We start from the raw sequence: 15,732 nt of genomic DNA, 5'->3' as shown, positions 1-15,732 counted from the left end.
CGCCCGTCCTTTTTGGACGGGCGGGACGCCCATCCCACAAACTTGTGGAAGTTATTTAATTCTCATTCCTAACCATTAATTATTTGGTCGTGGAAAATGGCTAATAAGTAATTGGTACTTTAAACTGACAACCGCAGATTAAAATCTGCGGGTTGCGGGTTGTAGCTAATTTTTAGCGGGATAAAGGGGCGTGGGGTCGATCGAACCTGTGCGGTTGAGTGGCCAAAAACGCACAATTGCCCTACCGATGATATTTTGCTTGGGTACAAAGCCCCAGTAATGACTGTCACAGCTTGCGTTGCGGTTGTCGCCGAGCACCAAGTAAGAATTTTGAGCTACAACTACAGGCCCGTAGGGATACTGCGGAATTTCTTCAATATATTTTTCCTGTAGCGGCTGCTTGTTAATAAAAACTTTTCCCTCTCTGACTTCCACAGTGTCCCCTGGAAGTCCGATCACTCGCTTGATATAGGCATCTTTGATCGGTGGCGGCTGTCCCGTGCACAAACTAGCCTGGTCAGGAGGCATAAATACGATAATATCTCCTCGCTGGGGCTCTTGGAATCGATAGCTGACCTTATCTATGATTAATCGATCGTTAATTTGTAGGGTTGGCAGCATCGAGCCGGTCGGAATGTAGCGTGCTTCGGCAACCAGGGTGCGGATACCAAAGGCCAAAAATGCTGCTAAGCCGATCGTCTTAATTCCTTCGATCCAAGGATTTTCGGTGTCTTGCGGAGGTTTTTCTTCGTCGGCTGACTTGTCTAGACGAGTCATAGGGTATTGTAGTGACTGAGCTGGATACGAATTATAAACTTAATAATGCTTCCATGCTAGCACGCTGTTTACTCAATTAATGATATCTTATGACTTCCCAATCAAGTTTGTTAATCCGTCGCGCTCGCATTCTTTTGCCCAATGGTGAGTTTTTGGTAGGAGATGTGCAAATATGCGATGGCAAAATTGTCCAAGTTGCTGCGGAAATTGTCGAATCTGGCGATCGAGAAATAGATGCCAAAGGCTTAACTCTGTTGCCCGGAGTAATTGATCCCCAGGTACACTTCCGGGAACCGGGTTTAGAACACAAGGAAGACTTATTTACCGCTAGCTGTGCTTGCGCTAAAGGCGGCGTGACATCGTTTCTGGAAATGCCGAATACGCGACCTCTGACCACAACCCAAGCTGCCTTAGATGATAAACTGCGCCGCGGTGCCGAGAAGTGTTTGGTGAATTACGGCTTTTTTATTGGTGCAACGCCGGAGAATTTGCCGGATTTGTTGAATGCGAATCCGACTCCGGGAATTAAAATTTTTATGGGTTCGATGCACGGGCAGTTGTTGGTGGATGGAGAAGCAACTTTAGAGGCGATTTTTGCTGCAGGCGATCGACTAATTGCCGTGCACGCAGAAGACCAAGCTAGAATCAACCAGCGTCGTCAAGAATTTGCTGGTATTACCGATATTGCAGTTCACTCACAAATTCAAGACAATCAAGCAGCTTTGTTAGCAACTCAGCTAGCATTAAAACTTTCTAAAAAATATCAGCGGCGTCTGCACATTCTGCACCTTTCAACTGGGGATGAAGCTGAGTTTTTGCGCCAGGAAAAACCGAGTTGGGTGACAGCAGAAGTTACGCCGCAGCATTTGTTGTTAAATACCAGCGCCTATCAAAAAATTGGCAGTTTAGCTCAGATGAATCCGCCTTTGCGCGAACCCCGCGATAACGAAATACTTTGGCAAGCTTTACTCGACGGCGTAATTGATTTTATCGCCACCGACCATGCGCCGCACACATTAGCAGAAAAAGCTCAAGATTATCCGAATACGCCGTCTGGAATGCCCGGTGTCGAAACTTCTTTGCCTTTGATGCTGACCCAAGCAGTAGAGGGAAGATGTACAGTGGCACAAGTTGCTAATTGGATGTCGGCGGCAGTTGCTAAGGCTTATAAGATTCCGAACAAAGGGGCGATTGCTCCGGGTTTTGATGCAGATTTAGTCTTAGTTGATTTGGAGAAATACCGCCCGGTGGTGGGCGCAGAGATGGCGAGCAAGTGCGGCTGGAGTTCCTTTGAAGGATGGAATTTAACTGGATGGCCTGTGGTCACGGTTGTGGGAGGAAAAGTTGTTTTTGAGAATGGTAAATTGGATACAAATGTGAGGGGAGAAGCATTGACATTTGACGCTGAGTAAGCATGACTTTAACTCAAGTGTTATAATTGGGTATTCCTGCATCGCAAAGGCGATTTTACCCATGCTTCTCCAAGAACTAGAAACACAACTCCTGGCCTTAACTCCTACTGAGAAAGCTGAAGCCATCCGGCTTTTAACCCAAAGTTTAAACAATAGCTGGCCAGGAATTACCAAAACTCCCGACGTGTGTGGCGGCGATGCTTGCATTGCCAAAACTAGACTTCCCGTTTGGCTGTTCGTGAGTTTGCGCCGTCAAGGTTCAAGTGATGCTGAACTTCTACAATTTTATCCCCAGTTGAATGCTGCCAACTTAGTAAATGTCTGGACTTATGCTGAGGCTAACTCCGAAGAAATTGAAACAGCACTCCGAGAAGAAGCAGCAGCAATGATGCAGGAAGTATAATTTATGGCACGTCTCTATGCAGATGAACAGTTCCCGTTTCCTGTTGTGGCTTTGCTGCGAAATTTAGGTCACGATACGCTGACTATTCAAGAGGCAGGAAATGCCGGAGATGATGACCCCGAAGTATTAGCCTTTGCTGTGAATAACGATCGGGCGGTTATGACGCAAAATCGTCGGCATTTCATTCGCTTGCACACTCAACAACCAAATCATGCTGGTATTATCGTGTGTACAGACGATAAAAATTTAGAAAGGTTGGCAACACGCATCAATGATGCTATTGCTGGTGAAGAAAGTTTGAGAGGCAAATTGATTCGTGTTAACCGTCCGCAGTAAGTACGCGCTGAGATGTTGCACCATTCTCTCTTAACAGGCTTTCCGGGGGAGCATCTCAGTTTTGTAAAAAGCATTTTTTTTATTGTAGTGCGAGCGTCCCCGCTCGCGTATTGTACAATACGCGAGCGGGGACGCTCGCACTGTAAATGCAAAACTGAGATGCTCCCCTTTCCGGCCTGTTCCACAAAGGGTGAATTTTCTTGTGGAACAGGCCAGCAAGCCTGTTCAGAAAAGGCTGAGTGACAATGGTGCAACATCTAAATTCGATCGCCTTTTCTCACTTTTCCTATTGCCCATCCAATAACTCGCCATTACCAATTACTTCAATTTGCCGCCCGTTATCTAGATAACTCAAAGAAATTTGCAAATAATTTTCGGGTTTGTACTGCAATCTTTCCGCCCATTCGATCGCCACAATTCCCAAATCCCTTTCTAACCCGTCCCAATAACTTTCTAAGTGCAAAGCCTCCACTTCTTCGGCTTCTAGTCGATACAAATCTAGATGATACAGCGGAATTCTCCCTCCAAAATACTCGTTAATCAGGGTGAAAGTAGGACTCTCGATCGAGTCTGAGATTCCTAAACCTTCAGCGATGCCTTGAACCAAGGTAGTTTTGCCCGCACCTAAATCTCCTTGTAATAAGATTACAGTGCCGGCTGCGAGCGATCGACCTAACGCAACACCAAACTTGCACGTAGCCTCAGAATCGGGAAGCAAAGTTTTCATTTCAATAATTAGTCATTAGTCATTAGTCATTAGTCATTAGTCATTAGTTACTCGCTTGGGGCTGCTAATAACCAATAACATGAGTCTGCACCGTCAACAGTCAACAGTTAACAGTCAGCAGTCAGCAGCTTAAATGTTTTGCGCGCGGCCGTACCAACGCAGCAACATCCCCGCCAACCTTTGCGAATTGTGGCGAATTAAACCCGTATTTTCATCTTCATCCATGACATTGGCGATGACAACTCGCCGCCCCAATTGCGTCACGGCTTCTCGATCGAGTACAACCGGATAAGAATCCTCCTGAGAATAGCGGATCAAAGCCTTTGCAGAAGGGACTTTTCCTTGAACTACTACAGCATCGAACAGCGGCCGACCGCAAGCGCGATCGATCGCCCGAATGTGGTCTGCAACACTGTATCCGTCAGTTTCCCCCGGCTGAGTCATAATATTGCAAACATAAATGCGCGGAACTTGGGTGTTGGCGATCGCATCAGCAATTTCCGGCACCAACAAATTCGGAATAACACTCGTATAAAGACTCCCCGGCCCAATAATAATAAAATCCGCTTCCCGAAGTGCTTGGGCTACCTTGGGCAACGCCGGAGGATTAGCAGGAGTGCAGCCAATTTTGATGATTTTTCCGTTAGCTTTTGTAATGCTGGACTCCCCCTCAATCCTGCGGCCGTCAGCGAGTTCTGCCCACAAAGAAACGTCGCTTAGAGTAGCCGGCAGCACCTCTCCCCTCACTGCTAAAACTTTAGAACTCGCGGCGATCGCCTGTTCCAAATCTCCAGCAATATCGCTCATCGCCGTCAAAAACAAATTCCCAAAACTGTGACCCACCAAACCGTCACCAGCCCGGAAACGATATTGAAATAACTCAGTCAATAACTTTTCCTCATCTGCCAAAGCAGCCAAACAATTGCGAATGTCTCCCGGCGGCAATACCCCAATTTCCCGTCGCAGCCGCCCAGAAGACCCCCCATCATCCGCCACGGTGACAATAGCAGTGATTTTGGCGCTGTAATCCTTCAATCCCCTGAGCAAATTGGAAAGACCGGTACCGCCCCCAATTGCCACAATTTTCGGGCCGCGGTGCAAGCGGCGGTGGTTGAGGAGTCGATCGACCAGTTCCTCGTTGCCTTCGGGCATCAGCACTTGGGTAATAGAGTTCAAACTGCGAGTTTGTCCCCACAGAATTAATAAAATCCCGCCAGCAATGATGATCGGGCCCGACACGTAATTGGGAATAATTTCCGCAATCCACGCCAAAAAATTTCTCAACAATTGCAATAAGAAGAAAATGGGAGTCATCCCAGTCCAAATCGCTAAACCCAAAGTGGCAAGTACCACGCCGCTGGCACTAATCAGCAGCCACCGTTTCACTAACAGTCCGGGGGCTAACCACTTAAACCACTGGTGAACTCGCCCGTTCCGCAAAGAAGGGGGGTAAGGATTTCTGGATTGGGCAAAAGCCTGCTTGGCTTTAGCCAAGACGCGGAGGGCTTTAGGAAGTGAACTAATTGACATGGTTAATTAGTCTTAAGGGTATTGGAACAGCTCGATCTGACAAATTTACAATACAAGAGAGTTTTGATTCTGGCAGTCAATTTAAGTAATTAGCGATTAGTCATGAGTCATGAGTCATTAGGTAGACTGATGACTGAGGACTGATAACTTATTGATAACATGCTATGGCTGAGCCACTAATCGAACTCAAGGGGGTAAGTAAGTCCTTCGGCCAGAACCAGATCCTCGATCGAGTCGATCTGAGGATTTATCGGGGAGAGGCCCTGGCAATTATTGGCCCTTCCGGGACGGGGAAATCTACGATTCTGCGGATAATTGCGGGTTTGTTGGCCCCGGATGCCGGTGAGGTTTTTGTTCAGGGACAGCGCAGGGTGGGATGGGTGGACGACGTGGCAGATCCGATCGGAATTGGGATGGTGTTTCAGCAAGCGGCTTTGTTTGATTCGCTGACGGTGGAGGAGAATGTCGGTTTTTTACTTTACCAGCATTCTAAGCTGCCGCGCCGCCGCATTCGGGAATTGGTGGAGGAAAAGTTGGAGATGGTGGGTTTGCCAAGAATTGGCGAACGCTATCCGGCGCAGTTGTCTGGGGGAATGCGGAAGCGGGTAAGTTTTGCCCGCGCTATCATGGCGAATCCTGATAATGACAGGGATCATCCAGAGGTTTTGCTGTACGACGAACCGACGGCGGGTTTAGATCCGATCGCTTCGACGGTAATTGAAGATTTAATCCGCCAGTTGCAGGCGGCCCAAGGTGTTTGCAGCACTTATGCGATCGTCACTCACCAAGACAGTACCATCCGCCGCACTGCCGATCGCATCGTGTTTCTCTATCGAGGCAAAGTGCAGTGGGAGGGAACTGTCAATGACATTGCATCGACAGATAATTTACTAATCCGACAATTTTTTAGCGGCAGTGTTAGTGGGCCAATTCAAGCGCTGGGATAGTCAGCCAATTTTAGATTTTAGATTTTAGATTTTAGATTGAAATGACCGATGATGAATGACTAATGACTAATGACCAATGACTAAGGAGGTAATATGCGATCGCGAACTGTAAGAGAAGGTTCTGTCGGGTTCTTAATTTTAGTAGGAATCGGTTTATTTGGCGGCTTAGTGCTCTGGCTGCGGGGCGTGCAGGTAGGGAACCGCAGCTACAAATTCGCCGTAGAATTTGGCAGCGCCCAAGGAATGCAAATAGGTACGCCCATCAGGTATCGTGGGGTTGCAGTCGGTAAAATTACCGCCCTCCAACCGGGTTCCAACGGCGTAGACGTGACGCTGGAGATTGCCCCCGGAACTTTAGTGATTCCCAGGGATGTTACGATCGAAGCGAATAAATCGGGTTTAATTGGCGAATCGTCGATCGACATTACCCCCAACTCGATTTTGCCAGAATCATTACTTACCGCCAATCCCGTTAGTGCCAACTGTCCCCCGGAAATTATCTGCCAAAATTCGCGCTTAAAAGGTCAAGCTGGAGTCACTATCGACGAACTAATTAAATCCACAGTCCGCCTAGCTAATTTCTACACTGACCCCGCCCTGTTTAACAATCTTAAATCTCTTACCGAGAATACAGCCAACACAGCTAAAGGTGCAGCTAAACTCACTCAAGATTTATCGAATTTAACTAAAACGGCACAAGCGGAAATAAAAAATTTGAATCAATCTGTAAGGGGAGACGTTGGCAGCTTAAATCAATCATTAAAAACTGAAATAGCAAGTTTAAATCAATCATTAAAGGGGGAAGCAAGCAGTTTAAATCAATCATTAAAGGGAGAAGCAAGCACCTTAAATCAATCGCTCAAGACGGAAATATCAGCAGTCGCCGCTGATGTTTCTAAAGTAGCAGCTACGGCGGACACTTCCACAAAAGCCGTATCTGCAGCGGCGATAAATTCTGCTAATTCAGTAACTCAAGCAGCCAATCAAATTACATTAACAGCCAATCAAGTCAATTCTTTAGTAACAACCAACCGCGCCAGTTTAGTCTCTACTCTGAATAACATCAATCAAAGCAGTCAGGAACTGCGGGTTGCTGTCAGCAGTTTGAGTCCGACAATTAATCGAATCAACCAAGGACAATTGCTGAACAATTTAGAAGTTTTATCAGCGAATGCTGCCCAAGCTTCTAGTAATTTGCGAGATTTATCCAGCCAGGTAAACAATCCGGCAACTTTGCTATTATTGCAGCAAACTCTAGATTCTGCACGAGCTACATTTCAGAACGTGCAGAAAATTACTTCCGACGTGGATGATTTGACGGGAGATCCGGCTTTCCGCAACAATATTCGCAGGTTGTTCAACGGATTAGGAGGCTTGTTGGGTTCGACAGAACAACTGCGACAGCAAGTTAAAGTGACTCAAACATTAGCCCCCCTTTCTGAGAAAGTAAATGCGAGTACACCTGCCATCAATCAATCATTAGAGCCTGGATTTCCTCGCTTGCAAAAACAGCCCAAATTGCCTGTTCTACCTTCTCAAACTGCAAGGTCAGCAGAACCGGGCGTTCCCGAAAATACTCCTTAAAGCACGGTATCATTGAATAACCGCCCTGGCAATATGCGCGACTTACTATAGTTAGTAATGTGGGCACTACGCACTCAGATTACAGCGAGTTAATAAGGTGCGGCTTTCGCACCCGGCATTAAATTTATTGTCCAAATCCTATTAACAAAAAACTCTTTCACTCGAAACAAGGAAAACCAATGACGCAAACATTATCGAAACCGGACGCAACCAAAACCAAGTATACTATAACTTGGGAAAAATTGCCCGACGACTTTAAATTACCCGACGATCCTGTGGAAAACATCGACCAACCACTTTTAGCCGCGGCCCTGCGAGAAGCCTTGGAAATGGCAGGATTTATCCTAGCTTCAATGCTAATAGCTTCCAATTTTGGACTCTGTGCCAAAGTTAATGACAGAACAGTAGTAAAAGCACCGGATTGGGTGTACGTTCCCTCGGTATTGCCAGCCGAACCAGGAGAAGTTCGCCGCAGTTATACGCGCAATGCTGAGGGAGAAGTACCTGCTGTAGTGATGGAATTTTTATCGGATACTGACGGTAGTGAATATTCAAATAAACCGACATATCCTTACGGAAAATGGCGGTTTTATGAGCGAATTTTGCAAGTGCCGATTTATGTAATTTTTGAACCTAAGTCGGGAGTATTGGAAGTGTACAGACTCTCTGCGTCGGGAGAATACGAATTGCAAGAACCGGATGCTAATCAGCGATTCTGGATAGAATCAATGGGTTTATTTCTGGGGGTTTGGGAAGGTGAAAAATCTCAGAGAACGGGTTACTGGTTGCGCTGGTGGGATGAGAATGGCAATTTGCTGCTGTGGGGTGCGGAACGGGTGGAACAGGAACGCCAGAGGGCCGAAGAGGAACGCCAGAGGGCCGAAGAGGAACGCCAGAGGGCCGATCGATTAATGGCATACTTGAGAAGTCAGGGCATCGATCCCGATGGAGTTTGAGGGTGTATGGCTCGCGCGATCGAACAACAGTTAATAAAATTGAGAAAATAGTTGCGCTCTCAAAAGCTTAATCTAAAAAAAGGATAAGGAGAAAATATGACACAAACAGCAGTCAAAAACTCTGTCACCGATAGTTGCCTGACTCTAAGAGGAGTGAGTTGGTCGCAATTTGAATCGCTAGAAGCCGCTTTTGAGTCTGTCGGCGGTATCAAATTTGCTTACTTAGATGGAATTTTAGAAATTATCACAGTTAGCCCCGAACATGAAGAGACAAAGGGTACTATCAGGGCTTTATTAGAAGCATACCTGAGAGAGAAGGGGATCCGGTTTTATATCAAGGGCGGGCCGACTTTGGGTAGTAAAGAACTGGGGGCGAGAAAGGAGCCTGATGAATCATATAATTTGACGACTAAAAAGGCAATTCCCGATTTGGCGATCGAAGTTGTATTCACCAGCGGTGGCATCGATAAACTTCAACTATACAAGCGGTTAGGCATACCTGAAGTTTGGTTTTGGGAAGATGGAGTGCTGAGTATCTATTATTTGAGGGAGGAGTACGAAAAAGTCGATTGCAGCGAGTTGTTACCGGAGTTAGACATTGCTTTGTTAGTGAGATATGTAACTTACTTCGATCAATATGATGCTGTTACTGAATTCATCAAGGCTTTGCGGGAATAAGAGGAATTTAAAAGTGCGATCGCTGCGGATGTGTAGTCAAAAATAGATAATACCAGAAGCCCGACTTCTTGAAGAAGGCGAGGCTCTCAAGCACGAGAGCGTTTTACGTTTAATTAAATTAACCTACTTAGTTGCTGAAAACAAGTTTATAATACAATACGGTTCAGTTAAGATCGATCCCCCCTAACCCCCCTAAAAAAGGGGGGGACAAGAAGTTCAAAGTCAACCCCTACTCCCCTTCTTAAGGGGGATGCGAGGGGGAACTCCGGGGAATTAACAGTGTTAACTGAACCGTATTGGTTTATAATAGATATACAACTCACAGGAAGCACGACCATGACAACAGTCGTTCCCACCCTCAAAACTTCTGAAATCGTATACCCTAGCGCTGATCGAGAACCAGTGGCAGAAACTTACGACCATGTTTACCAAGAAACTGGGTCTAAAGCCCCGTCCTTATAGGACGGCTTTAATTATAAGTAATATGAAGAATTATTAAATATACATACTTGTAAGTAAAAGTTTTAGCAAAAGTGAGAGACTATTCCAATGATAGTTTTAGAGTTTAAGTTGAAGGGCAAAGCGGAACAATATCGAATCATAGACGACATGATTCGGGCGGCTCAATTTGTCCGAAATAAAACTCTTAGACATTGGGTAGACAATCAAGGGATTAAGCTAGTAGACCTGTACAAACAATGCGCCGTTATGGCAAAAGAGTTTGAATGGGCGGGCAAGCTTAATTCGACGGCACGTCAAGCTTCAGCGGAACGTGCCATTTTTGCTATCCAACGTTTCTTTGCTAATTGCAAAAGGAAAAAACCCGGAAAAAAGGGATATCCACAGTACAAGAAACATACTCGTTCCGTTGAGTACAAGCAATCCGGTTGGGCGCTTTCTACCGACAAAAGATGTCTCACATTTAAGGACGGTTTTGCTGCTGGTAGATTTAAGTTAATCGGCAGTCGGGATTTGCATTTCTATGCGCCCGATGAGATTAAACGAATCAGGGTTGTGCGTCGTGCCGACGGATACTACGCCCAATTCTGCATCAACGTTGAACGAAAAGAGGAACCCGTTTCTACTGGTAAATTTATTGGCATAGATGTCGGGTTAAACCACTTCTATACTGACAGCGACGGTGAAACAGTTCCTAATCCTCGGTATCTCAGAAAAAGTGAAAAAGCTTTGAAGAGATTGCACCAGCGAGTTTCTCGGAAAAAGAAAGGTTCCAGAAACCGGAAAAAAGCGCTCAACAAGTTAGGAAGAAAGCACCTAAAGGTTAGTCGGCAGCGTAAAGACTTCGCCATAAAGACGGCATTGTGCGCGGTGAAATCTAACGATTTCGTAGCCTAGGTCGAACTTCAGGTGCGGAACATGGTTAAAAACCACAAGCTCGCTAAATCAATTAGCGATGTGGGGTGGTCATTGTTTGCTCAATGGTTGGAATATTTTGGAAAAGTGTACAGCAAAACAGTAATTGCTGTTCCACCTCAGTACACTTCCCAGGATTGTTCAAATTGTGGAAACCTAGTCAAGAAAACTCTGTCAACTCGAACCCATATTTGTAGTTGTGGTGCGGTGTTAGATCGCGATCGCAATGCCGGAAAAAACATTTTGGTAAAGGGTTTGAAGCAGGCAGGAATCAATTTAAATACGGTGGGGCACACCGGAATTCACGCTGGGGGACAGACCGATCTCTACTCGCTGGTGGTGACATCAACGAGCAAACCGACTGGATGATCCAAGAATCCCTGCGCCTTCAGGTCAGGGAGTGTCAAGCAATCTTAACTACTTTAGAAGTCTTAAAACAATATCTTGCAGACCGTCGAGCTACTGTTTTAGCAAACCAATTTTTATACTACGCTCAAGGTTTTCCAAAAGTCCGTGTAGCACCAGACGTGATGGTGATTTTTGATGTGGAACCGGGTGGCAGAGATAATTACAAAATCTGGGAAGAAGGTCAAGTGCCGAAAGTGATTTTTGAAATTACATCACCAGGTACAAAGTCGGAAGATCAAAATAATAAAAAAGACTTGTACGAAAGGTTAGAAGTTCAGGAATACTGGTTGTTTGACCCTAGAGGTGAATGGATTCCCGAACAATTGCGGGGGTACCGACTGGGAGTAGAGGGGTATCAATTAATTAGAGATAATCGCAGCGATGTATTGCAACTGCGGTTAGAAATAGAAGGAAAAATTCTTGGGTTTTATCGGGAAGATAATGGAGATAAATTATTGATTCCAGATGAATTGGCTTCAGCTTTAAAAGCGGAACGGCAACGTGCTGAAGCGGAACGGCAACGGGCTGCTGAACTCGAATCTTTGCTAGCGCGTTATCGAGAACAATTTGGAGAATTGCCGGAGGATAACGGCTAAAGATGCAGGGGTGCGATCGCGCTTGACCAATTCGATCGCACTTTTATTTCTGGAGTAAATTGTTAGTTGAATGACGATCCGTCAGAACCCGGAAAAATTAGAGGAGCAAGGATTAGGGGATGGGTAAGTCCTGTATTATTTACACTTCAGTGTATTCTTTGCCTTTTTGAGACTCTAACCAACGTTGATAAGCTTCCTTGTCGCCTCTAAAGGAATCGACAGAAACTTGACGTTCTGGCATGGGTTTGAGGGGAGCATCAATAGGGGAATATTGGCAATAGCAGATTACTACCATATCAAATTCCCCGATCGGAATATCGGGAGTATAAGTCTCAACCCGCGCCACTTCCCACTCACCTGTGCGGTAATGAGTGCTGTAACCGTGCCGAGTTGGATCGTGTTCTGCTTCCACACGAACAAATTCTGGGGGGCGATAGCCAACTTCAGGAATTGGGCCATCAGAAGAGTCAAAGTGTTCTGCCAAAATGCGAGTCAATGATTGAGTGTGCTGGAATTTTCTATCTTTCCACCCAGGAGTTCTCGGTTCGGCTCGGAAAATAATGTATTTATGCATCGTCGTCCTCTCTTTCTGTGTCGTAGAATGATTTGGGAAATTCTGTTTGGCCTCGAAAAACACAATCAACTTCTAGACCGTTTGTATCAATTTCCTCTATGTCAAGTAGTTTCCAACCATATTTTCTTTGCATCTCATAGCAACAAGCTTCGTCGGCTGCTGCGTGTCGAGATTTGTCTTCGTCTGGATCGTAACGCAACCAGTTTGGATTATTTGGCATAATTGTATTGCTCCCTGTGTTGGGTTGACAACATTGGAGAAGTCGTCTGGACTCGGTATTTGCGGTACTGCGTCCGGGCGCGTCTTTGTCAAATTATAGAATAATTCAGGGCTTACGCACTCCGACGCCTAGAAACCGGGTTTTTTACCGAATCTGCCGATCGCAGTGAAGTATTCTCGTAAAAAAACCCGGTTTCTGACCACCCGTGCGTCCTGGACTGAACCCGACAATTGATTGAATTTGCTTGACAAATATCATTTAATATGGTTTCTAGGTTTCAGCGAAAATTTTAAATGGCGAAGGGCGATCGTTTTGCGATCGAACTTGGGCATTCTAGAGATTAGGTGCGAGTGCGAGTGCCGGGAAAACAGCGACACCAAGAGTTAGCAATGGAAAGTACACAGAAAAAATCTAGTGATAGTCGGGTTCGTAAGGGCGATCGAATTAAGCAGATTTTTGCGTTAGTATCAATGGTTTCGTTTGGTGGTTCTGCGATTTTTGGTATTTTCAGTCTGTTCAGCAGCGGTTTGAGCAGCCAGCACCAGCAAAAGCAGACGCCTGTGGCTGTTTCCCAGGAATCTTTGCTGGCGGCGCAGGAACGGGGATATGAAACGGTTTTGCAGCGGGAACCTCAGAATCAAACGGCTCTGGAGGGGTTGGCAAATGTGCGGTTGCAGATGAATAATAAGGTGGGGGCGATCGAGCCTTTGGAGAAGTTGGTGAAGCTAAATCCTGACAGGGCGGATTATAAGGCGCTGTTGGGACAGGCGAAGGGGAAGTAGTAGCGGAAAGGGCGATCGATGGGTAAAGCCCAAATCGAAACACAGACGAGTTACGATGATTTTACAAAACAAAAATTATTCTTATGTTCTTTCTCCCAAGTTTAAAGAAAAGCGGTCATTTAGATCAAGTTCACATCACTATATGTATTGTTGGTTCTCGCAAAATTGAAAAGCAAGATGATTATGCCAGTCAAAACTGGGACATTTTCGCCCCTAACTTAACTATTTATGGATTTGATGCAGATGTAGAAGCTTGCGCTCAAGCTAATGCTGACCTAGAAACTAGAAAAGTAAACTGGAATGAAAAACATATTCCCTTAGCTCTTAGCAATACAGAAGGAAAAGCCACACTTTATGTAGCTAAATATCCGGGATGCAGTTCTTTATATCCCCCCAGTGAAGAGTATATCAAGCGTTTTTCCGGCAATTCAGAACTGATCGAGCTAAAATCTACAGTAGATTTATCCACTACCACTTTAGAAAAATTTTGTAAATCTGAAGGTATCAAAGAAATAGATTTTCTCCACCTAGACGTTCAGGGAGGAGAGCTTAATGTTTTACAAGGAGCTGATGGTATATTAAATAATAGTGTATTGGGATTAATGACCGAAGTTGAGTTCACCGAGATATATACAGGTCAACCTTTATTTAGCGATGTAGATATTTATCTCAGAAATCAAGGGCTGACACTGTTTGACTTTGGGAGTATGTATCGAGATCGACGCCGCGACATCCCAGTCATATCACAAAGCCATCCAGGGGCTTTAATTTGGTCAGACGCTTTTTATTTTCGCGATTTGATGCGATCGGATTTGAGTCCTAGCTTAAAAACACCTGAAAAACTGCTAAAGCTAGCTTGTCTGGCTGACGTAATGAAATTTCCTGATTATGCCCTAGAAATTCTTGAGTATCTGACCTTAAATCACGGTCGCGATCCTAACTATAACTTTGCCAATAATATCATTGAGAGTCTGGGTGAAATTCCCGAACTAACGAAACAAGGGCTAGAATCGCTACCGATAGTTGCTAGACTTCGAGAATACATAAGTCTTGATGAAGGATGCATTCCGAATACTAGCGAGCCGATTATTCCAGACTTAGAAAATACTCTGGTTAGAAACTGGAAACCTACTTTTATTTACAAAGGAAAAAATCTTCCGTACAACCGCATTGGGTATAATAATACTGGCGAACGAGCCATTGAAATTCCAATTGCTTGGGATTTTCTGGCAAGTTTAGAAAAAAAAGATAATATTCTGGAAATTGGCAATACCCTCTCTCACTATGAAAACTCCTTAAGCGAATATATTGGGATTAGACCAAGGCGCATAGTCGATAAATTTGAAGTTGATCTAGGTGTAGACAATGTAGATTTTATGGACATTCCCTCTGAGGAAAAGTACGATGCTATAGTTTCAATTTCTACTATCGAACACATAGGACAAGGAATTGAACCGTCTTCACAAGCCTATGGCGAGCAGATTCAAATTCGCGACATGGAAGCGCCCCTGAAGGCGATTGCCAAAATTTATGACTTGTTGTCAGTAGGAGGCAAAGCATTAGTCACGGTTCCTTTTGGAAAGCTCCTTGATTGTGGATGGTTCATTCAATTTAATCAAGAGTATTTAGATATATTGGTAACTAAATATCAAATTCCTGAAAAAGCAATTTCTCACAGTTTTATGAGAATTTTAGATATGGATATGGCAAGTAGCAATCCAAGGGAAATCTGGGTAGAGGAGAAAGCAGAAAGTTTAGTAAATGTTGAATATAACTATCCTTATCCTTGTGCAAATGCCCTAGCTATAATAGAACTTACTAAGCTGGAAGAACAGTTTTCTATTAACCCCGATATTAGGGCAACTCCGATGAGTTACTACCAACCTGTTGACAGTCAGACAATTAATTATGCAGAATTGCTGGAAGATAGGTTTGTACTGGTGTTATCAAAACTGAGAAACATTAACTTAATAGTTTTTCCTGATAGTAATCAGGAAGAGTTGCTATATTCGGAACTTGATAAAATTGCTAGAAGTGTTTTAAAACATCCAGATAAAAGTCTGATAAATTTAATAATATGTAGCACTATTTTTGAAGAAGAAACAAATTACATTCTAGCTGATGTGACTATGAATATTTTGATGGAGGAAAACTTAGATGTTAGCAAAACTCCCGAATTCTCGATAATTGAAATGCCAAGTAAATTGCAATGGGAAGCTTTGCGACCTCGAATCCTAGCTCGCATCTGTTTGGAGAATGAAAATCAAAGAGCGATCGCAGATAGTGGATCAGCAAATCTTCCTACATTTACGCTAGACAGTTTTAATTTCAGAAGAGCTGTTGAGTCAGATGCAGGTAGGTGGGAGTTTAAGTAGTAAGTTTCCTCATACATTTGGTGACAGACTTTTAGCGTTGCAGTAATTTAATT

17 protein-coding genes are annotated in these 15,732 nt (G+C 44.6%); 12 read left to right on the top strand and 5 right to left on the bottom strand.

Translation table 11 applies throughout. From position 1 onward, the window contains the following. Positions 1-165: 165 nt before the first annotated feature. Positions 166-777, bottom strand: a complete 612-nt coding sequence (lepB, locus tag QUB16_RS13500) for a signal peptidase I (RefSeq protein WP_333316701.1) — start codon at positions 775-777, stop codon at positions 166-168. 89 nt (positions 778-866) lie between these two features. Here lepB and QUB16_RS13495 point away from each other — a divergent pair, with 89 nt between their 5' ends. The 3 genes from QUB16_RS13495 (at position 867) to QUB16_RS13485 (ending at position 2,928) form a co-directional block, all read left to right on the top strand. Beyond that, entirely contained in the window at positions 867-2,189 is a 1,323-nt protein-coding gene (locus QUB16_RS13495; RefSeq protein WP_333316700.1) for a dihydroorotase, read from the top strand. Between the two features lie 61 nt (positions 2,190-2,250). Then, the gene (locus QUB16_RS13490) at positions 2,251-2,592 is read left to right on the top strand and encodes a DUF433 domain-containing protein (RefSeq protein ID WP_015174644.1); all 342 of its coding nucleotides are present in this window, start codon (positions 2,251-2,253) and stop codon (positions 2,590-2,592) included. A gap of 3 nt (positions 2,593-2,595) precedes the next feature. Then, positions 2,596-2,928, top strand: coding sequence for a DUF5615 family PIN-like protein (locus QUB16_RS13485; protein ID WP_333316698.1), 333 nt, complete (start codon positions 2,596-2,598; stop codon positions 2,926-2,928). A 286-nt stretch (positions 2,929-3,214) separates the two neighbouring features. Here the strand turns inward: QUB16_RS13485 and tsaE are convergent, their stop codons facing one another. Together tsaE and QUB16_RS13475 are read right to left on the bottom strand one after the other, a co-directional pair. Further along, positions 3,215-3,655 carry a tRNA (adenosine(37)-N6)-threonylcarbamoyltransferase complex ATPase subunit type 1 TsaE gene (gene tsaE, locus QUB16_RS13480; protein WP_333316696.1) on the bottom strand — a complete coding sequence of 147 codons (441 nt, stop codon included), beginning with the start codon at positions 3,653-3,655 and terminating at the stop codon, positions 3,215-3,217. Between the two features lie 129 nt (positions 3,656-3,784). Further along, positions 3,785-5,185, bottom strand: coding sequence for a gluconeogenesis factor YvcK family protein (locus tag QUB16_RS13475; RefSeq protein WP_333316694.1), 1,401 nt, complete (start codon positions 5,183-5,185; stop codon positions 3,785-3,787). Positions 5,186-5,349: 164 nt separating this feature from the next. Here QUB16_RS13475 and QUB16_RS13470 point away from each other — a divergent pair, with 164 nt between their 5' ends. From QUB16_RS13470 to QUB16_RS13440, 7 genes are all read left to right on the top strand, one after another. Then, positions 5,350-6,132 (top strand): ATP-binding cassette domain-containing protein, encoded by a 783-nt coding sequence (locus QUB16_RS13470; protein WP_333316692.1) that lies wholly within the window; start codon positions 5,350-5,352, stop codon positions 6,130-6,132. 93 nt (positions 6,133-6,225) lie between these two features. After that, complete coding sequence (locus QUB16_RS13465; protein WP_333316690.1) at positions 6,226-7,716, top strand: MlaD family protein; 1,491 nt, start codon at positions 6,226-6,228, stop codon at positions 7,714-7,716. Between the two features lie 179 nt (positions 7,717-7,895). Then, entirely contained in the window at positions 7,896-8,672 is a 777-nt protein-coding gene (locus QUB16_RS13460; RefSeq protein WP_333316688.1) for a Uma2 family endonuclease, read from the top strand. A 96-nt stretch (positions 8,673-8,768) separates the two neighbouring features. Beyond that, on the top strand, positions 8,769-9,350 hold the full coding sequence (locus tag QUB16_RS13455) for a Uma2 family endonuclease (RefSeq protein ID WP_333316686.1): 582 nt from the start codon (positions 8,769-8,771) through the stop codon (positions 9,348-9,350). A gap of 549 nt (positions 9,351-9,899) precedes the next feature. Further along, positions 9,900-10,706, top strand: coding sequence for a transposase (locus QUB16_RS13450; protein ID WP_333316684.1), 807 nt, complete (start codon positions 9,900-9,902; stop codon positions 10,704-10,706). Positions 10,707-10,727: 21 nt separating this feature from the next. Further along, positions 10,728-11,093 (top strand): transposase, encoded by a 366-nt coding sequence (locus tag QUB16_RS13445; RefSeq protein WP_333316682.1) that lies wholly within the window; start codon positions 10,728-10,730, stop codon positions 11,091-11,093. After that, positions 11,090-11,728, top strand: coding sequence for a Uma2 family endonuclease (locus QUB16_RS13440; protein WP_333316680.1), 639 nt, complete (start codon positions 11,090-11,092; stop codon positions 11,726-11,728). Before QUB16_RS13445 ends, QUB16_RS13440 begins: the two co-directional genes overlap by 4 nt. 139 nt (positions 11,729-11,867) lie before the next feature. Here QUB16_RS13440 and QUB16_RS13435 read toward each other — a convergent pair whose 3' ends face one another. Beyond that, on the bottom strand, positions 11,868-12,302 hold the full coding sequence (locus QUB16_RS13435; protein WP_333310587.1) for a hypothetical protein: 435 nt from the start codon (positions 12,300-12,302) through the stop codon (positions 11,868-11,870). Next, entirely contained in the window at positions 12,295-12,522 is a 228-nt protein-coding gene (locus QUB16_RS13430) for a hypothetical protein (RefSeq protein WP_333056238.1), read from the bottom strand. The genes QUB16_RS13435 and QUB16_RS13430 overlap by 8 nt, the downstream gene beginning before the upstream one ends. 389 nt (positions 12,523-12,911) lie before the next feature. On the opposite strand from QUB16_RS13430, the gene QUB16_RS13425 reads away from it, so the two are divergent. Both QUB16_RS13425 and QUB16_RS13420 read left to right on the top strand, forming a co-directional pair. After that, entirely contained in the window at positions 12,912-13,304 is a 393-nt protein-coding gene (locus tag QUB16_RS13425; protein ID WP_333316678.1) for a tetratricopeptide repeat protein, read from the top strand. 83 nt (positions 13,305-13,387) lie between these two features. Then, positions 13,388-15,679, top strand: coding sequence for an FkbM family methyltransferase (locus QUB16_RS13420; protein WP_333316677.1), 2,292 nt, complete (start codon positions 13,388-13,390; stop codon positions 15,677-15,679). The last annotated feature ends 53 nt before the right edge of the window (positions 15,680-15,732 follow it).

The organism is Microcoleus sp. D3_18a_C4, from assembly GCF_036702415.1.
Lineage (GTDB): Bacteria > Cyanobacteriota > Cyanobacteriia > Cyanobacteriales > Microcoleaceae > Microcoleus.
Note: the sequence above shows the minus strand (reverse complement) of the source record. Positions and strands in the feature narration are given on the sequence as shown.